Annotated in this window: 19 protein-coding genes; 7 read left to right on the top strand and 12 right to left on the bottom strand. The window is 44.1% G+C overall.

The window, feature by feature from the left end; genetic code table 11:
- The first annotated feature begins 224 nt into the window (after positions 1–224).
- Positions 225–419, top strand: a complete 195-nt coding sequence (locus NYR53_RS13120; protein WP_261305584.1) for a hypothetical protein — start codon at positions 225–227, stop codon at positions 417–419.
- A 288-nt stretch (positions 420–707) separates the two neighbouring features.
- Here the strand turns inward: NYR53_RS13120 and NYR53_RS13115 are convergent, their stop codons facing one another.
- The 6 genes from NYR53_RS13115 to fucU all read right to left on the bottom strand — a co-directional run bounded on the left by NYR53_RS13115 (position 708) and on the right by fucU (position 8,078).
- Positions 708–2,480, bottom strand: a complete 1,773-nt coding sequence (locus NYR53_RS13115; protein WP_261305583.1) for a cache domain-containing sensor histidine kinase — start codon at positions 2,478–2,480, stop codon at positions 708–710.
- Between the two features lie 148 nt (positions 2,481–2,628).
- Positions 2,629–3,510: a carbohydrate ABC transporter permease gene (locus tag NYR53_RS13110; RefSeq protein WP_261305582.1), complete on the bottom strand. Its 882-nt coding sequence runs from the start codon at positions 3,508–3,510 to the stop codon at positions 2,629–2,631.
- Positions 3,507–4,418: a carbohydrate ABC transporter permease gene (locus NYR53_RS13105; RefSeq protein WP_261305581.1), complete on the bottom strand. Its 912-nt coding sequence runs from the start codon at positions 4,416–4,418 to the stop codon at positions 3,507–3,509. The genes NYR53_RS13110 and NYR53_RS13105 overlap by 4 nt, the downstream gene beginning before the upstream one ends.
- A gap of 102 nt (positions 4,419–4,520) precedes the next feature.
- Positions 4,521–5,948, bottom strand: coding sequence for an ABC transporter substrate-binding protein (locus tag NYR53_RS13100; RefSeq protein WP_261305580.1), 1,428 nt, complete (start codon positions 5,946–5,948; stop codon positions 4,521–4,523).
- Between the two features lie 111 nt (positions 5,949–6,059).
- The gene (locus NYR53_RS13095) at positions 6,060–7,382 is read right to left on the bottom strand and encodes a response regulator (RefSeq protein ID WP_261305579.1); all 1,323 of its coding nucleotides are present in this window, start codon (positions 7,380–7,382) and stop codon (positions 6,060–6,062) included.
- 270 nt (positions 7,383–7,652) lie between these two features.
- Positions 7,653–8,078 (bottom strand): L-fucose mutarotase, encoded by a 426-nt coding sequence (gene fucU / locus NYR53_RS13090; RefSeq protein ID WP_261305578.1) that lies wholly within the window; start codon positions 8,076–8,078, stop codon positions 7,653–7,655.
- A 124-nt stretch (positions 8,079–8,202) separates the two neighbouring features.
- Between fucU and NYR53_RS13085 the strand changes: the two genes are divergently transcribed.
- Positions 8,203–9,210, top strand: coding sequence for a LacI family DNA-binding transcriptional regulator (locus tag NYR53_RS13085; RefSeq protein ID WP_261305577.1), 1,008 nt, complete (start codon positions 8,203–8,205; stop codon positions 9,208–9,210).
- A 174-nt stretch (positions 9,211–9,384) separates the two neighbouring features.
- A complete protein-coding gene (locus tag NYR53_RS13080) occupies positions 9,385–9,693 on the top strand; it encodes a hypothetical protein (protein ID WP_261305576.1) in 309 nt (102 codons plus the stop codon).
- Positions 9,694–9,835: 142 nt separating this feature from the next.
- On the opposite strand, the gene NYR53_RS13075 is transcribed toward NYR53_RS13080, so the two are convergent.
- The 5 genes from NYR53_RS13075 to NYR53_RS13055 form a co-directional block, all read right to left on the bottom strand.
- Positions 9,836–10,345 (bottom strand): hypothetical protein, encoded by a 510-nt coding sequence (locus NYR53_RS13075; protein WP_261305575.1) that lies wholly within the window; start codon positions 10,343–10,345, stop codon positions 9,836–9,838.
- A 47-nt stretch (positions 10,346–10,392) separates the two neighbouring features.
- On the bottom strand, positions 10,393–11,235 hold the full coding sequence (locus NYR53_RS13070) for an SDR family oxidoreductase (protein ID WP_261305574.1): 843 nt from the start codon (positions 11,233–11,235) through the stop codon (positions 10,393–10,395).
- 553 nt (positions 11,236–11,788) lie between these two features.
- Positions 11,789–12,001: a twin-arginine translocase TatA/TatE family subunit gene (gene tatA / locus NYR53_RS13065; RefSeq protein ID WP_261305573.1), complete on the bottom strand. Its 213-nt coding sequence runs from the start codon at positions 11,999–12,001 to the stop codon at positions 11,789–11,791.
- A gap of 21 nt (positions 12,002–12,022) precedes the next feature.
- Positions 12,023–12,583, bottom strand: coding sequence for a RidA family protein (locus NYR53_RS13060; RefSeq protein WP_261305572.1), 561 nt, complete (start codon positions 12,581–12,583; stop codon positions 12,023–12,025).
- Positions 12,584–12,603: 20 nt separating this feature from the next.
- Entirely contained in the window at positions 12,604–14,211 is a 1,608-nt protein-coding gene (locus NYR53_RS13055) for a flavin monoamine oxidase family protein (protein WP_261305571.1), read from the bottom strand.
- A gap of 218 nt (positions 14,212–14,429) precedes the next feature.
- Here NYR53_RS13055 and NYR53_RS13050 point away from each other — a divergent pair, with 218 nt between their 5' ends.
- The 3 genes from NYR53_RS13050 (at position 14,430) to NYR53_RS13040 (ending at position 16,429) form a co-directional block, all read left to right on the top strand.
- Entirely contained in the window at positions 14,430–14,663 is a 234-nt protein-coding gene (locus tag NYR53_RS13050; protein WP_261306354.1) for a MerR family transcriptional regulator, read from the top strand.
- Between the two features lie 38 nt (positions 14,664–14,701).
- Positions 14,702–15,460 carry a twin-arginine translocase subunit TatC gene (gene tatC / locus NYR53_RS13045; RefSeq protein ID WP_261305570.1) on the top strand — a complete coding sequence of 253 codons (759 nt, stop codon included), beginning with the start codon at positions 14,702–14,704 and terminating at the stop codon, positions 15,458–15,460.
- Between the two features lie 81 nt (positions 15,461–15,541).
- Positions 15,542–16,429, top strand: coding sequence for a LysR family transcriptional regulator (locus tag NYR53_RS13040; RefSeq protein ID WP_261305569.1), 888 nt, complete (start codon positions 15,542–15,544; stop codon positions 16,427–16,429).
- Here the strand turns inward: NYR53_RS13040 and NYR53_RS13035 are convergent.
- Complete coding sequence (locus NYR53_RS13035; RefSeq protein ID WP_261305568.1) at positions 16,413–17,774, bottom strand: APC family permease; 1,362 nt, start codon at positions 17,772–17,774, stop codon at positions 16,413–16,415. The genes NYR53_RS13040 and NYR53_RS13035 overlap by 17 nt on opposite strands.
- Positions 17,775–17,998: 224 nt before the next feature.
- Between NYR53_RS13035 and NYR53_RS13030 the strand changes: the two genes are divergently transcribed.
- On the top strand, positions 17,999–18,484 hold the full coding sequence (locus NYR53_RS13030; RefSeq protein WP_496198184.1) for a phage lytic cycle repressor MrpR family protein: 486 nt from the start codon (positions 17,999–18,001) through the stop codon (positions 18,482–18,484).
- Positions 18,485–18,526 lie beyond the last annotated feature (42 nt).

Here is an 18,526-nt window from a genome sequence, read left to right as displayed (position 1 = left end):
AAGTATCTCCAGCTGTCTGGTTGATTCATTTAATTCCGATAAAATCACTCGTATTTAGATTATAGTTAATCCAACCAGATTTTGTCAACGTTTTAAAAGAAGCAATTAACTATATTTACATGCCATTAGTCAAGAATAGACAATTTCTATCAATTTACACCTCTACCAAAATTGCTCGTTTGATGATAGTTTAAGATATACATCCAAGCGAGGGAGAGATCAGAATGAGAACTATTTATGAGAGTTACCGAGGCTTTAAAATTAGCAAACAAGAAAGCACCTATAATGCTATTTCTTCAGATCATGTTGTTTTTAGCCGCTGGCAGCTAAGCCAGGTTCTAGATACCGTCGATCATTATGTGGAAATTACGGATAATAACTCGAGTGTGGACGCTGAATCCGGTATGCCGCAAAACTAATCGTATAAATGTTACATGTACAAAATGGGAATTAATCTAATTTCTCCGATTGCCGGTGAGTGGACCCTTAGAGGAACGTGGATGCGCTATTTACTGAAATCAACCCGATTACATAAGAAAGAGGAACGACGATCGTTTATTTCGCCATTCTTCCCGCAGAGAGCATAGATTTCACCCAAATAGCGTTCTCCCGTTCCGTTCAATCAAATTTTAAGCCAATTTCCCCAATGTAGAGGATTGACGTTCCGTGTTCATTCGGAAGAAAAGGCAGCGCCCCAGATGATGGAGCTATTTCAATTCATTCTCGTCAAGTACTGCCGGGAGCTCAATCCAAGCTCGTACGCCTTGACCTTTTCTAAGACTATAATGTAAGCCGTATTTTTCGCCAAAATGCAGCTGAATCCGCTTCTGAACATTAATAATTCCGAAGCCTCGATTACTTTCCTTCCCCTGCAGGATACCATTCAGCATCTCGATATCCGCCTGCCGATAGCCATTATCTTCTACACTGATGATGACTTTATCATCGGCGCTTTTCACTGAAATCCACAATTCCCCATCCTGGCTCATGTTCTTAATACCGTGCAGAATCGCATTCTCAATAATCGGCTGAAGAACGACCTTCGGCACGACAAACCGCTTTGCTCCTTCTTCAATATCCCAATGGACTTGAAAGGCATATTCATAGCGGAATAGCTGCAAGCGAACATAAGCCTCCGCATGATTAATTTCCTCCATAACCGGAATTAACAGCTTCCCTTTGCTCAGCCCAATTCGCATAATAAGCGATAAATCCTTGATCATTTCAGCAGACTCCGCCGCCCCTTCCATTAACGTATGCCAATACACAGATTCCAAGGTGTTATAAAGTAAATGCGGATTAATTTGTGTATGAAGAATGGATAATTCAATTTCCTTATGTCTCAGTTCGAGTTCATATTGATCATAAATCGTTTGATTCAAACGATCGGTCATACGGATAAATTGATTATTGAGTAAAACAATCTCATTTTTGCTATCCGAGTGTAAGGAAATAGCCAAGGGTCTACCTGGATGATAGGAATTCGTGATGCGGGCTAACCGAGAGATTGGCTTCAAGATCGACTGAATAAAGTACATACTCGCCAAAATCAAGATACAGAAATAAATAACCATGATCCAATCAACCAACCGCTGCACACTAATATGATCGATAATAATCGACTGAACAGGAACTCGCATGAGCAATTTTGTTTTCGAATATTCACTTGTGTGAAGAACGCACATGAACTCAAGACCAGCCTCTTTCAGCTTATAAACACCCTCAACTTGATTAGCGGGAACATGTACCGAGGATCCGATCTGAAAATTGGACGTATTCGTCGCAAGCACCGTATTCTCTTGGTTTAACAGCATTAATTCCGCATCCGCATACTTATCAAAAGGTGAAAAATCCAGCTGCAGAGGTGTCTCGATGCCAGACACTACCAAATATCCAATCACACTTTCCCCGTTATAAATACTATTTAATTGGCGCATATACGCAACGGTTTGCAAATTATTAGGGTTGTATCCGAATTTATCAATAACCCGAATAACCCCTTTCCCTTTGGCCTGGCTTACTTCTTTATACCAAGAGAGCGCATTCAAATCTGTTGAATAAAAAATACCATTGTTCAGTATGTCCGAATTGGGAACGAATGAATACTGCTTATCTGTATCGGAAAAAAACAGCGAATATCGCACCGCATTCGTCGAATAATTGTTCAAATATTTATCCAGGGCTTTAAAGATTTCAAAACGTTCGTATTCCGACGAGGAAGGGATGCTTGCCAGCTGTTGTATTTCCTGAGAGATCATGATTTTCTCTGTCTTTTCCTCGAAATCACTGCTCTCTCTGTCTATTGTCAAATGACTTCCTCGCACTAACTGGAGCAGCGCGTTCCCCACTTGCTCTTCCGTAATGGACTCCAGCTTCTTAGCTACAAATAAATCCAATACCAATATCGGGATGACGACGAATAAGATGAGGAGTACGATCAACTTTTTCATCAAATTCATATTACGCAGCATTTTTCGCATGCCGACATTCCTTCCTTTCAAGCCGTATCCTCGGAGATGACTTCTCCTAACCGTCTCATGCACACTTAGCTTCGCTATAACGGCCGCATTCTCCTTTAAGCAAAAGAAAACGCCTTCAGAATAAGCATTCTGAGGGGCGCTCTTTGACCTAACCTTTGACACTGGAAACGGTTAACCCACGTATGATAAATTTTTGGAAAATGAGAAAAAACACAACCGGCGGCAGCATCGCCATCGTCAAGATAGCAAACCGCACACTCCATGGAATCACCGATGTTGAGTACACGACATACCGATAAATCCCTGTGGCCAGCGGATACATCTCCTTTTCGGTCAGCACAATACTAGGCCAGTAGAAATCGTTCCAAGTTGTTGAGAAGGATAGAATCAGCAGGGTCCCAATAATGGGTGTAGAGAGTGGAACAGCAATTTTAATGAAGGAATTGAACTCACTCGCTCCATCAATTCTCGCTGCTTCCAGAATTTCTTTGTGGATGCCATCGAAGAAGTTCTTGAGCAGAAGCATGAAATATGCATTCGCTGCAGCCGGCAGCCAGAAGGCCCAGTACGTATTAATCATGCCCAAGCTTTTCAGGTTCATAAAGTTAGGAACGATGTAAGTGGCAGGAGGTATCAACAGAGTAGCCAAGAAGAAGAGCGTCACCCATTTCTTGAACGGTACCCTCAAATGTGACAGCGCGTAGGCCGCTAAACCAATTAGCAGCAGCGAACACACGACATTGCCCATGTAGATGAATAGCGTATTCTTCAAGAACGTCAGTAAGGGCAAATCGAACCCGTTCCACGCATCATTGTAGTTGGTCCAAATCCAGCTTTTCGGAAAAAAGGTCGGTGGAAAGGAAAAGAATTCCTCCCGTGTTTTGAGTGAACCAAAAAAAGTATTGAAAAACGGATATAACGTCGTAATGCCAATGACGATCAGCAGCAGCACCATGAAGGTGTAACCGGCTTTCACAGTGCCTTTTTGCATATCATAGGGCGAAATAATGCCACGTTCATCTCGCTTCATGCCTTCTCACCTCTACGCTGCAACAGATGGTATAGTACGGACAGTAAAATTAAAACGAAAAACATTAAGCTGCCCATTGCACTCGCTTTCCCAAAATCAAGATCACGGAACGCCGTATGATTCATCCACAGCAGGTACGTAAGCGTCGCATTATTCGGTCCCCCGTCTGTCATCGATAATTGCGCTTGAAAGCCCTGTGAAGTCGTGATCAGCTGCAAGAGAAGCAGCAGCATCATCAATGTCTTGATACTTGGCAAGGTGATATGGCGAATGCGCTGCCACACACTGGCGCCATCGATCTCAGCCGCTTCGTAAATGTCCCTCGGAATACCCACGACGGCTGCGATATAGATGAGAGTGGCTGCGCCGAAGCTTTGCCACGTTTCAAGCAGAACGATCGAGGCCATGGCCATCTTCGGACTGAAGAATTCAACTTTGGGGATACCAAGTGTTTGTAATAGGCTGTTAATGGGGCCCACGGCATCAAAAAACCACTGCCACATCCCATAGAGAACGATGGCTGGAACGGCACTTGGCAAATAGCCAATAATTCGGGCTGCCCCTTGAAACCATTTCAATTCGGAGACAACGATTGCGATAAGCGGGGGTACCCAGAAACCAAGTAGGACGCCCAAGCCCATATAGTACAACGTATTTTTAATCGAAGTGAGCAGCAGTCCATCTTGAAAAATACTTACATAGTTAGCCAAGCCAATGAAATGATTGCCATCAACAAAATCAATATTGTAAAAGCTGTAGAAAATTCCTTTGAAAATCGGTACCCATAAAAAAATGATAAATAACACGATTTCCGGAAGAACAAACAGCGTCCCCCACAAATACCAGTTGATTTTCTTCTTCACCGTACTACTCGCTACGACAGGTCGAACACTCAGTTCTACATCCATGTTGAACACTCCTTAAAGCTTTCGTTATAACACTTACTTCGAAAGAAAAAACTATAAAATCGGACCTAAACCGTTTAACGGCTTAGATCCGATGTTCCGGAGCTATTCGACTTTCACTTTGTCAAATACTTCCGTTTGCACTTTATTCGATGCATCCGCCAACGTCTTTTTCAAATCAACATCTTTGGTTGTGAACACTTTTTGGATCACATTAGCCATCTCGGTATAATATTTCTGTGCTTCATACTGCGCTTCAGGCTTACCGTCCCATAGGCTCAGCAATTGTGGGTCGTATTTAAAAACGTTGTCATATTTGGCCAGTAAATCGGTATACTTTTTGCCGAAATCAGAGGAATCCTTCCAATAGTTAATCGGTTGTGGGATGTAGACTCGGTTTTTCCCTTTACGGTCTTCGATTTCTTTTTTCGTGGAATTAAGGAAGTCGTCTGTGAAGTACTCGTCCGTAATCCATTTGAAAGCAAGTTGCTGTTGTTCCTTGTCACTCTTCGGATTGATAACGCGATAGTTGCCGCCAAGAACGCCCGTATGCTTGCCTCCTTTCGTGATCGAAGGCATTGGATATACGACCATGTCCTCCTTGCTAATGCCGCCCTCATTGATCGCAGCATCCGCCGCATTGCCGCTTCCGCACATCACCATCGCGCCGCGTCCTTGGGAGAAAGCACTCAATGCATCGCCATAACCTAAGGCCCAGTTCTGAGGAATTAAATTCTCGTCTTTTAGCTTTTTATAAAACTCAAGCGCCTTCACACCAGCATCAGAATTGAACACGCTTACTACTTTACCGTTATCGAGTTTCTGCACATCGCCGCCAGCTGCATAAAGGAAATTCGTCCAGTTCCAGCCTGCTTCCGGTCCCTTCCCCATTGGAATAAAGCCTGCAATGCCTTTCGCTGGGTCATTTATTTTTCTCGCCGCCGTTAACAGATCGTCCCACGTCCAATCCATGGGTGGCAGCTCGACGCCTTTTTCTTTGAAAAGCTTTTTGTTCAGCGTAATAGTCATCACATAACCGTCAATGGGTACTCCATACGTTTTTCCGTTAACCACAAACGGTTTAGAAAGGAGATCATTCATATCCTTGGCATGCTCCCAAGCATTGATCGAATCGGTAATGTCAGCAACCCATTTCTTGTCGACGAGCACTTTGCCTTCTGTTGCATACGTCGTATATTCGGTTGGCGCACTATTGGAAGCCATCTTAACCCCGATTTCAAGCGGGCTGTACTGCCAGTCGTCTTTCTTGAAATCAACGTTCGGGAACTTCGCCTTAAAGCGGCTGATCCGCTGGTCAAGCTGATCATTCTTTTCCTTCTGGTCAGGCTTGAAGCCTTGGGCTGTAATTGTCACTTTTTTGGCTGCAGGCGTCGCGGTTGAAGCAGTCGCTGCTGTTTCTTTTGCTGGGGCGGGACTGCTTGTTGTTCCAGTCGTGGCGCTGTTCGTACCACATCCTGCGAGTAAAACGGTTAGTGCGATCGCACTGATGGCTGAAGCCTTTTTAGCTTTCATGTTTGGTTCCCCTTTCGAATCGTTTCGTCAAATGTTTGTTTCTACAATTTCGATTATAAAGGGAACAATCGCAAGCGACGATGTGTCCTATTACGCTAATCATGTCGCATGTTACGGACCCATATGTTTTAATTCCGAAATATTCAACCCGAAATGTTTTTTAAATATTTTACTGAAATGCTCCGGGGATTCGTTACCGATTTCTTCCGAAATTTCATACCTGCGTTTGTCCGTGGTCAGAATCAACTGCTTCCCTTTTTCCATACGAAGCTTGGTCACATAGTCCCAAATGTTGATGCCCATCACTTTTTTAAACAAATAGCTCAAATAATTAGGGCTTAAATGCACAGCATCTGCGATATCTTGCAGCTTCAGGCCTTTATCACAGAAGTGTCCTTCAATGTAAGTTTTCGTCTCATAAACAATGCGGTTATTAGCCTCGTCAACCTGCGTGTTTGTTAATTTTTGCTCGTTCGTTGTTTTACCGATATCCTCAATGTAGAACATGTGATGCCCTTTGTGTGTTTCACTCCAAGCCAAGCTCTCCAGAGCTTCTTGATAGATAACTGGCAGCTGTGTGATACCCTCCCGAATGCGGCTAATCCCGATCTGACATTTGACATTGACGTATTTTTGCAAATTCGTATGAATCATCTGCGCCACCATCAACAATTGATTAATGCTCTGAGAACCCCTGATCTCCTCTTCAGGAATTTGCAGCAGCAAGGAGAAGGTCGAATTATGCGTATTAAAAACGAGATGACACCACTGATTCGCGGTCTCCTCAATAATATTCAAAGCGGCGTACTTCAGAAGACTACGGTCCTTCAGTGTCGCTATTTCCTGATCATGAATACCGCCTCGATCTAGGGATAATTTGATCACTAACATGCTGTAATGTGTACCTTTCATTCGGGTTCCCAGCTTCTCCATAATGGCAGGTACCTCGGACTCATGAACCGTTCCTGTGACAAGCTCATTCAGGTAATAGTTCATCTCGAGCGACGTATGCTCCGACAGGGTTCGACTGCTCTCCCAATTCGAGAAATGCCGCTGCTTCTCTTCCTTCTCTCCCAGTAACTTAGCTGCTACCGAAATAAGATGAGGCGGCGTTATCGGCTTGACCAAATATTCTTTGGCTCCGAAACGGATCGCTTTCTGGGCGTACTCAAACTCGCCATGGGCGGATAAAATGACGATTGGAATCGTAGGATCTTCCATGAATATATTTTCAATCAATTCAATCCCATTCATCTTTTCCATCTGAATATCCGTAAAAACAAGATCGATTTTCTCCAAATGTATAAAATCCAATGCTTCAAAACCGTTATATGCGATAAACACCTCAGCGATGTCCAGGTCCGACTGTTTCAAAATGGCAGCCACGCCTTTACAAATCATCGGCTCGTCATCAACAACCAAAATATTAACCATGCGGCCACCTCGCTATCCTTATATGCATCAATTCCATTTTATTGTACAATAATTGGCTTTAACATGTGTTGTATTACGTTTATTGTGTCTTATGTTCCGAATATGAGGAGTAGCGGCTATGTACCTAAACCTTTCTAGCACCTGGGTGCGCGCATTGTTTGTATTTCATACAACAAAAAAAAGCCCCCATCGATTGCGATGAGAACGGTATGGGATTAATAGGAATTACGCCTTCAAACGGGTATGACTTAGAGTTATCGATAATCCAAACTACTCACTAATGACACCTTTTTTCAAAATAACATTCGCATATAAAGCTTTTTCACTCGTTGCCACGATCGCATAGGCTTTCTTCGCTCGCTCATAAAAAGCGAATCGTTCCACATACTCAATTTGTGGCGGCATTTGGGTACGAATGATATCTTCGTAAGTTGCCCAAATGGGTGTTTCCACGGTATCCCCTGGTACTTTGGCCATTAAAGCTACAGGTTGTTCACTGTAAGTATCCAGCGGGAATAACGATAAAACCGCTTCCAACAATTCCGGTACACCATGGCCGTCGCTGCGCAGCAAACGATTCGTATGACTGGCAGCAGGGAAATTACCATCTGCTAGAATAATTTCATCCCCATGCCCCATTTCCATCAGTACCTTCAAAAGCTCAGGCGACAGGATGGAAGGAATCCCTTTAAGCATATTCAAGACCTCCTCAAAAAATCAAGTGTTATCGATAACTCAAAATTATCAATTCTTAGCCTTGCTGTCAATCCTTAATTTCTATACAATAGACGAATAGGACGAGATGAAAAGGTGAATCAACGTGATTACAATTTATGATATCGCTGAAAAAGCCGGTGTTTCGGCAATGACCGTTTCACGGGTCATCAATAATACAGGTCGTATCAGCGAGGCAACGCGCAAACGGGTAAGGAAAGTCATGGAAGATCTTCACTATATTCCGAACTCGATGGCACGCAGTCTGGTACTTCAGAAGACGAAAATTCTTTCCCTGCTCATTACGGATATTACCAATCCGTTCTATACTACGCTTGCACGCGGCGCAGAGGATGCAGCTAAACGAGCTGGGTATCGGCTGCTTTTTGCGAATAGTGACGAGGATTACGCGAAAGAGAAAGACTACGTTGATATGATTTTATCAACCCGTGTGGATGGCGTTCTATTCGCCCCGACGGGCGATCATTCTGCCCAGAATCTCGGGCAACTGCAAAAGCACAATATCCCCTTCGTTGTTCTTGACCGTGAAATTCCGGGAATCGAGGCGGATGTGGTACTTGGGGACAGCAAGGAAGGCGCGCGGAAGCTTGTTGAGCATTTAATTGGCTTGGGGCACCGCCGTATCGCGATGATTAACGGTTCACAGGATGTTTCTACAGCCCGCTTGCGCTATAAGGGGTATTGCGAAGCGCATTTGCTTAGCGGATTATCTGTAGATGAATCGCTGGTTGCACATCTAAACTACCGTGATTTCCACGATGAATCCGCGTTAGATGCACTGCTCAATCTTGAAGATCCACCGACAGCCATCTTCGCGGCTAATAACATGCTCGCCGTTGGCGTCATACAATCATTGAGACAACGCGGCTTGCAGGTGCCAGATGATCTGTCCGTCGTCTGTTTTGACGATTTCGGCCACGCAGGTGCGATTAACCCGTTTCTAACCCTGGCTTCACAGCCTGCCTATCAATTCGGCTTATTAGGCATGCAGCTGTTGATCGAACGCATTGAAGGTGAAGCCGTTCATGAGAATCGGAAGATCATCCTGCCTTCGGAGATGATTATCCGAGCTTCAACGCAGGCGTTGAAGTGATGGTTGATTACACATGGAGTTGGCATTTCTACTCCACACTATTACCCGAGACGATGTTTTTCATAGTTAAATGCTGAGAAACGCGGGAGATTGCCATTTTAGCGATGTAAAACATGCTTAAGGTTCAGGAAGATGACCATTCTACCTTCACCTTATGCTTTTAGGAGATTACTAATGAACCCAAACGTAGAGCAAGCTTTACAAACCACACTAAAAAACTGGAATGCCATGTCGGCATCTGGCGATGAACAGGAAGCTGTTGCCGATCAATTCCAATCATCTTTCTATTTATTTATCGATGCTGTCCGTGAATGGGTTGATGAGTTAGAACCGCGGCCTCAAACCATCGATGTGTTATTAGAGATGGAGATGATGCAGGAAATCTTCGATGCACTGCCAGCACCTCTTCATTTGAACTTCGAGACGGAAGTTGAGCTCATCATGGATAATGTGGTTAGAATCGACGACGATAAATATGATTAAAATGTCCCATAGTTACAATTTATCGCCTCTCTAACTTAAAAGTCTAATCTTAGTTGGCTCATCATGCCCAAACAGCAAAAAAGCCCGATATCGAATCGGGCTTTTTCATCATATATGAACTTCAATGTCGCGCTAGTTGCACCTAAACCGTTTTATCCACAAACGTAATATGGTTTTGTTCAGCAAATTTTTTCAATCTAGCAGCCATAGCCGCAACGTCGAATCGATTTAGAGATTTGTTGTACACCCAACGGGGTGACTTCCCATTTAGGTCAATGACCACCTGACCCGGAGAGTATACGATTTCTTTAATTTTATCGGCATTTAGAATAAGCTCTCTGGCGAATCCTCTCTTCGAAAGACTCGTCTTACTAACCTTCAAGTACGGACGGCGAATAAAATAAACGAACAGTCCAACCGCCATGTAACTGAGTGTCGTATACCAGTACATCTTGTCCCCATCTGTTTTGGTCAAAGTAAACAATAAAAGAATAGAGATTAGAACAAAAAATAAAGCTAACATAATGCTTCTACCCTTAAATACTTCCGATCGATCCGGATCCGAAGAAATCGGCGCAATCCCTTGTTTAGAGCGATTCTTGTTTACTGTTTTCGTATTCTTACTTACCATTCTTTCCCACTTACGAGACATTCATTTCACTCCTTGGTTTATTCGTACTTATACAAGTACATCCCTCTTCATTTCAATAATCGATTCAAAACGCCTTCATACCATCTCCATGGCAAAAGACTTCTCGCCCACAGCCCCGCCCTTATACCGCGTCCCATTGGATAACGGAGCTTTGGCCGCGGGTTGTCTACAACTCGCACAATTTGGTTTGCTACTTCCTGCGGATCGGGTGCTGTCGCTGAGGCTTTCCTTGAGTAGTCAAGCATTTTGCTAAGCCGCTTCCAATAAGGAGACGCTTCCGCGGTATGGATTGCCTCGAACCCTTTTCGCCATATCTCTGTCTTATAGGCACCTGGCTCTACGAGCACGACACGCACACCTAAGGGCATCATCTCTAAACGAAGCGATTCACTGAAGCCCTCAATGGCAAACTTCGAAGTGCTGTATGGGGCATAGCCAGGAAAAGCGGATAGCCCGCTAACACTGCTAACATTAACGATACATCCAGATTGCTTAGCGCGCATGTGCGGCAGTACAGCCCTCGTTGTCGCAATGACGCCGAATACATTCGTTTCCAGCTGAGATCTCCACGCTTCCATCGGTACATCTTCCACATACCCCCCGACAGCAAAGCCGGCATTGTTAATGAGAACATCGATTCTGCCATACTTGTCCATCATATCAGAAACGACTTGTTCAATCGAGTCATGAATCGTTACGTCTAGAGTCATGGTTACGATGGCATTGGTTACACCAGCTTGTTCGGCATGCGCGAGCAAAGCTCCTCTTTTACCAAGGTCACGCATAGTTGCGATAACATGATATCCCTTTCGGGCCAAAGCTATTGACGTTAATAAGCCAAATCCGCTGGATGCTCCAGTCACCAATGCTGTCGGCTTTGTGAAACTCATCCAGGCTGCCCCCTATGTTCCAACTCACATTCCTACATAATCCCACACAAAAGGCATAATGTCGATATGTAAAAGAGGAGATTTGCTTCGCGCAGATGCTAACCTCCTAGTGAATGCCCATTTACGGCTGATTTTATCCTATCACACGTAAAAAACCTGAGGCTATGCCTCAGGTCGATCATATCGATTAGCCTTCTTTTGCGGCTCGATTTATAGTGATTTAGGTGAAAGAGTTCTTTCCTAACATCCACACTTGTACTTAATTTCAACGGCTATCCCTCCATATGAATTGTTTGGCAGCTACATTCGTAGCACAATTTACCACACCCTTTCTTGAAATGTTTGTGTAAATCCAAGGGTTTCCGGTGTTTTTTGCAGTTGTCATTTGTACAACAATTGGCTAGCGAATCAGCGTATCAACTTCCCAGATTCGCTGACCAAGTTCACGCAGTGGCAAGCTACATCTCCCCCAACCTCAAGCACAAAAAAAACCTGTATCCAGATGCTCTTTTCTTAAGAGAACAATCACAGATACAGGCTTTCGAACGTTCGTCTATACTTTCGCCTTCTCGAGCTGCTTATCAGCTGGCTCTACATGCTCGGGAACCTCTTTGCCCTCGGAAACGAGTTCCCGCGCAGAGTTTTTGAACTCGTGCAGGGTGCGCCCCACTGCGCGACCAAGCTCTGGAAGCTTGGATGGACCAAACAAGACTAAGACAACAACTAAGATTAACATGAGACCAGGAAAGCCAATATTTTGCAGCATAGGATCAACAACTCCATTTCATTAGTTTTGATTATGATGCTTCGGATATACCGCTACAGCTTCGATCTCTATAAGCCAATCGGAGCTTACGAGTCCTGCCACACCTACCGTAGAGCGTGCAGGCTTAACCGGATTCCCTTCATTACCAAAAAATTGCGAGTAAGCATCAAACCAGCCTTGATAGTCAAATTTGCCTTCTTTCGCCGCATCTGCTGTAAGATAGACGCGGAGATAAGTGACGTCAGCCAAAGTCAATCCCTTATCCTTCAATTGCTTCTCTATCTCTTTAAGAATTCCGGTGCCTTGCGTTTTGGTATCGCCATAACGCTCATAAATCGTTTTTCCCTCTTTATTTATAACAGGTGGTACCGTACCGCTTGTGAATAAGTAGGAGGAGCCAGCAGGTACGGACACTCCGGCAGAGATCGAGGAAGCTGGGTTTCCATAGAATTCCACTTCATTAATTGGCTCTGATGGGTATTTACTAGTTTTTTCCGTTCCGGCTGCATAGGCGCTGACACATATGAGGCATGAACCTAATGTGACGGCTGCCATGGTTTTCACTTTCTTCGTTATCATCATCGTTCATCGCTCCTCATCATCTACTCTTTCATTACACGCTCATGAATTTCAGTAACTACTTTCCTCGCAGATTCAATCGCCCCTGCCTGCCAAGCGGTAATATAGCTGATATGTTCCCCAGCCAAATAAATGCGACCGTCCGGCTTACACAAGGTAGGGTAATATGTTTTGCGGTCATCAGCCGTATACGAAGCCCATCCGCCTTGATTATATTTGATCTTCTTCCAATCTACAGAGAAAGAGGCCTCGAACTCTTTATAATATTGCGGATGAATTTTCGCCCCTTGGCTTAATGCGTAATCTTCCCTTTGTTCAGGTGTCATTTTACCAATCTTGTCAGCGTTACCCCCGAAGGCATAATAGCCTAAGAGAAGTCCCTTTTTGGCAAAATAATCAGTCGGCGGGTAATAAATACTAGAAATGTCCATATTAGTCAGCGAGCTACCGCCAAAAATAAACTCATCTTCTTCCCAGAATCTACGTTTAAACTGGAGCCCAATTTTACCTGCGGATGCGTAGTTAATTTTAGAAATAGCCGTCGACATGTCAGCGGAGAAATCAGCCTTAATATCCTTGAGGACAGACAAAGGAATCGTACAGATACAAAAGTCTCCTGCAGCCTCCTTGCTGGCGCCGCTATTCAAGTCCTTATACAGGATACGAACACCATCGGAGGATTGCTTAATTTCCTGAACCTCTGCATGGAATTCGATTCGGTCGCCCACACGCTTCTCAAACGCTTTAGCAATTTGGTCCATCCCGCCTACCGGATGAAACATCATCATTTGTTGATCATAACTGTATTCGCTGCTAAAGAATTGCCCAAAACCGGAATTTATGATCGCTTTTAAACTAAATGGATCTCTACGTACGCCCGCGTCGAATTTACCGCCTGGTTCCTCGTTATACCCCGCTCTCTCTGAACCTTTATAGAACAGATCTGCGTTCAAATCCCCTTCGGTTTTCAAATAAGTGACAAGCTTAGCTTTTTCTTCTGTTGTAAGAGGAAGATCCAGTGCTTTCTGATTCACCGCTTTAGCTAGCATTTCGGCGACATAGCCCCTAACATCTGCCTTCGCTTGGCGCTTCGGAATTTTCACACCCGACAATTCGCCCACATTTTCGTTATAATAGTAACCGCTCTCGTTCACATTGTTGAACGGTTCGATCGCGACACCAAATTTGCGCGCATATTCCAATGTCACATGAAACTGGGGAATCCGCATCGGTCCCGCATTCAAATACATCCCATTATCAAAGCGCGCAACCTGCTTGGTGCCTCCTAATTCCGTAACCGTCGTACCTCTGCGAACCGTCCAAGCTCTACCGCCGGAACGAGCTCTCGCTTCTAAAATTGTACACTGATATCCGGCCATTCCCAGCTCGTAGGCAGCCGTCATACCGGCTATCCCTGCGCCTAGAATGATCACCTTTTTCCCGTTGCGGTTCGTAGAAGTGAGATCCCTGCCTGAAGGCGGCGTGTAATCTGCCGCTTTCATCGTTTCTGGGGATAAGAGCCCCAGAGTCCCCATAACACTAAAGAGTGCGGCTGACCCTCCTATTTTGCCGACTGTAGTCAAAAATTGTCTACGTGTAATTTGATCTTCTTTGATCGGTGTCTTCTCCATGCTCCCATCTCCTCGTTCATGTTTGGATAAACCGCACAATAAACGTACCAGTAGATCAGGGTTCCGTCACTATTTTGTGTAAGATTACATTACATAAATATTGCTTATATCGGGATAAAAATAGGTTATTTGATCGGAAATGAGCATGGTGATAGAGTTAACTTGTAAATAATGTCATGTAAACGTTAATTTATCTAACACTTAAAGGAGGATGGATGATGTCGATGACGAAGAAGAAAGTAATTCAAATTGGAGTGGTAAGCGAATTAACCGGGTTAACAGAAAGGCAGATTCGTTATTACGAAGATCGCAAGCTTATTTTCCCGGAAAGAAGTAAAGGAGGCGTTCGTAAATATTCATTTGAGGATATTCAGACCATCATGGAGATCCACACGAAGCTGATGGACGGCTTCCACACCGTTGAGCTTAAGCGCATGCTAGCGGGATCTTAAGTCAATGACGATCATACATAGCTTTGGAGGTGTTTTCCATGCCAATAAAAGAAACGATGTCTCTCGTTGAACATCTTTCCGAACTGCGAACACGTATTATTCGAGTTCTAATCGTCATTGTCCTTACGATGATTGCCGGCTTTCTTGCCGCCCAGAAGCTCCTCCTGTACTTGAAGCAAACACCCCCGGCATCCGACATGACATGGCATGTATTTTCCCCCATGGATAGTATTCGCCTCTATATGATGATTGCTTTCGCGATATCCCTAACGGTCACTTTGCCTTTTATCCTCTATCAGATCTGGGGATTCGTTAAACAAGGCCTAACGAAGGAGGAGCAGTCAGCCACACTTCGTTATATTCCTTATACCGTCCTGTGTTTTATCATCGGTTTAACCTTTGCCTACTTCGTTGTTTTCCCCATGTGCATGGCATTCACTACCCAAATTTCCGATAACCTTGGATTAACCCCGACGTACGGTGTTGCCCAATATTTTAGTTTCATGCTGAACATCGTGCTGCCTTTGTCGATTGCCTTCGAACTCCCTATCGTCGTCATGTTTCTAACTAGACTAAAACTGCTGAATCCAAAACTCCTGAACAAATTTCGCAGATACGCTTATATCGTGCTAGTTATATTAGCTAGCCTAATTTCACCGCCTGATCTCATCTCACATCTGATGGTGGCCATCCCCTTATTCGCATTATATGAAATCAGCGTCGTGCTATCACGTTTCGTCTTCAACGGACAAATGAAGGAGCTAAGCAAACTGAATGTTGAGTACGGAGCCTCTTAAAATAGGGCTTCCCTATCATTGCCTATCGTCCGCTTTTGGGATATATTTACGACATAAATCGCTTCCCAAAAAAGGAGAACTATGCGGATTGAACAACTCCTCTATATTATTGAAATCAATCAAACCGGTTCGATCTCCCTAGCTGCCGAAAAGCTTCACGTCTCCCAACCGAATATCAGTCAGGCTATCGTGAGTCTGGAGGAAGAGCTTGGGGTGAAGCTATTTAAGCGTTCGCGCTTCGGAGCCGTTCCTACGGAAGACGGGAAATTAATTATAAGCAAAGCGGAAGAGATTATAAAAAAAGTAGAGGAACTTCGAGAGACGGCAGAATGTCAGTCCAATCAGCTCTCAGGGTTCCTTTCCATCGCTTCTGTGCCTAGCCTATGCTTGAGTGTTTTACCCTCAACCTTGGCGATTTTCAAAGCAAAACATGCTGGCGTAGAGCTCGAAATGGTGGAGCTTGATTATCCGCAGATTAAACAAGAAGTCCAAAGCGGTAATGTAGATATTGGTCTAATCGCCGTATCCCGGAATTATGAAGAGCCGAATAAACAATTGATCACCGAGACGTTAATGGACAGTAGAGTGATGGCATGTGTGGGGAAAAACTCCCCACTGGCTCATCGAAAAAGCATTTCCTTAGAAGAACTTGTCCATCAACCGATTCTCCTGAATTCTGAGTATCTTATTGGTAAATTAAAAAAATATGGAGAGCCGAATATTCTATTTAAGTTAGGGAATTCAGAGGCTGCCAAACGTGTAATTGCGGAAGGTATTGCCGTTGGATTTTATACGGAAATCGGCCTGAAATACGACCCTTATGTCCAAACAGGCAGCATTGTTGCCTTAGAAATCACTGGAGAGGATATGGATATTTCCTTCTGTTCCTTGCGTCTAAAGAATCGTCATCAGTCCCTGCCCTGCAAAGAGTTTACCAAAGAACTGAAAATGATTATTGCAACAATTTGATATCGCGACTATTGCTTGCAGCAGCGTTTGAAGCCTGTTTATTTATTCGGCGTTTGCCGACAATCTGCACATAAACGATAGATGCTGCGACAAGCACTATGTTGCCTACAATTAAAGGAGCCGACAATCGGCTGAGTAGTAAATAGCCTTGAAAGGCGAGTAAACCAACGGCTATGACGACAATGGTGTAAAGTAGACTTGGCTTCATAGTGAAAGGTGCATTGCGATAAAGCTCAGGGTATTTGCGTGGAAGCTGCACGGCAGAAAGTACGGGGAAAATGCTCGAAATGAGTAAAATGCCAACCCCTAGCTGTGAAATCGTGGTCAACGACACTCCTGTCACAATGGGCATGACACCAAGGAGATAGTAAAACGTGAGCAGCCAATGCGGTGTACCATACCTTCGATTAACGGCACCGAATGATGAAGGGAGCCAACCATCGCGACATGCCACCAGCATCCCCCTTGTCACCCAGGAAAACGTCACATTAAGTGTAGAAGCCAGTGCAAACATAGCCCCGCCTATGATAAAAAATAGGAACAATGGATTGGGCAATATCGTCCTCGCCACATCTGAAAGCGACTCTCCCGCAACTTCCGAAATCGGCAGAACGCCTGTTGCCACAATGCCAATGCCTATATAAAGTAAGGCAACTATGCCACTACTGATGAAAATGGTTAGCGGAATATCCCTTTGCGGCCGCTTCATTTCGCCTCCGAGCTCAACTACAGCATAAGCGCCACCAGATGCAAAGGACGTGATGCCAACTGCCGTAAGAAAGCTACCTATGCCCTGAGGAAAAATCTCTGCGGGATGAAACACCGAATAGTCGACCTCCGAAATTCCCCATACAATAAACACAAGAAGTGACAGCAGCTTAATCGCTACGAGCACCTTTCCTAATGATGACATAAACTTGATGCCAAACAGATTAATGAGATAGAAGAAAGTCAGCACTGTGAAGGCTACAAGCATGATCGGCGTATCCGGCATGATTCCCTGTAAATATTGTGCGAAGGAAATGGCATATACAGCGATGGTTAAATGACCGAATGTAAATAGGATTAAATAGACAAACCCTGCGTTCGGAGAAAGTAACCGACTCGTATATTTATACATGCCTCCAGTTGCAGGAAGAACTGAACCTAATACAGCAAGTGGAATCGTGATGATGAGCATAAAAACAGAGGAAAGCACGAAAGCAAGCGGTACTCCAGACCCCGTTAAGGCAATGGCGATGCCAGTGATTGACATGATTCCCGCTCCAATAATTTGACCGAGGGCGATACCAATCGAATCCCGTAAGCCTAACACCTTCTTTAATTTTCCTTCTTCATTCACCATATTCAGTAGCCCCTCCCTCTCAACTCCACCCTTACATATCTACACTCATTTTCTGCATAAACTAAGTATTCCCTTCTTCTTCATGAAAATAGAGGTATTTTTTTTATTGTAAATAGTCATAATCGATCAACATCCCACATAGAGTATATAGTTGCTTATTACTGAAAGCCGAATGAAAGTTTACTGAAATCCAATTTACACACTTGAAGGGATGCTGATTTCGTATTATTACATTAGAACAAATTCATTTTATCGAGACTCGCTGTATCAATCCGCAAGATGCCATCATCGTTCGTTTACTCACAGAGGGTATTGCCTCTCACGAAATTGTTTATTTGAAAAAGAACTCCTTAGATGCCAAAAATCAAATGCTTACTGTCACTGATGCTTTGGGAGCAAAGAGGCAAGTACAAATTTCACGAACATGTGCTGAACTCTATCTAAGTGCTCTTGCTCAAACGAAGTACATAGTCAACTACGGAGACCTTCCCAATAAACAACTGATAACCGATCTTCGAGATAGCGAGTATCTCATCAAGGTGAGCATGCGTGACTTTATTGCAAATCGCAGTATGATCACGGAGATGGATTCCGTTATTTTGCGAACGATATATATGAGACTTCGGCGATTAGCTGACTATTTCTCAACACCGGAACTCACGTATTTGACAACAGGAAAACTTGAACTGAAACAATTAGCACATGCCTAACAATTAAATTTGAATTGAAAAGAGACTGTCCCTCCGGTAATC

It is taken from the genome of Paenibacillus andongensis, from assembly GCF_025369935.1.
Taxonomy (GTDB): domain Bacteria; phylum Bacillota; class Bacilli; order Paenibacillales; family NBRC-103111; genus Paenibacillus_E; species Paenibacillus_E andongensis.
Note: the sequence above shows the minus strand (reverse complement) of the source record. Positions and strands in the feature narration are given on the sequence as shown.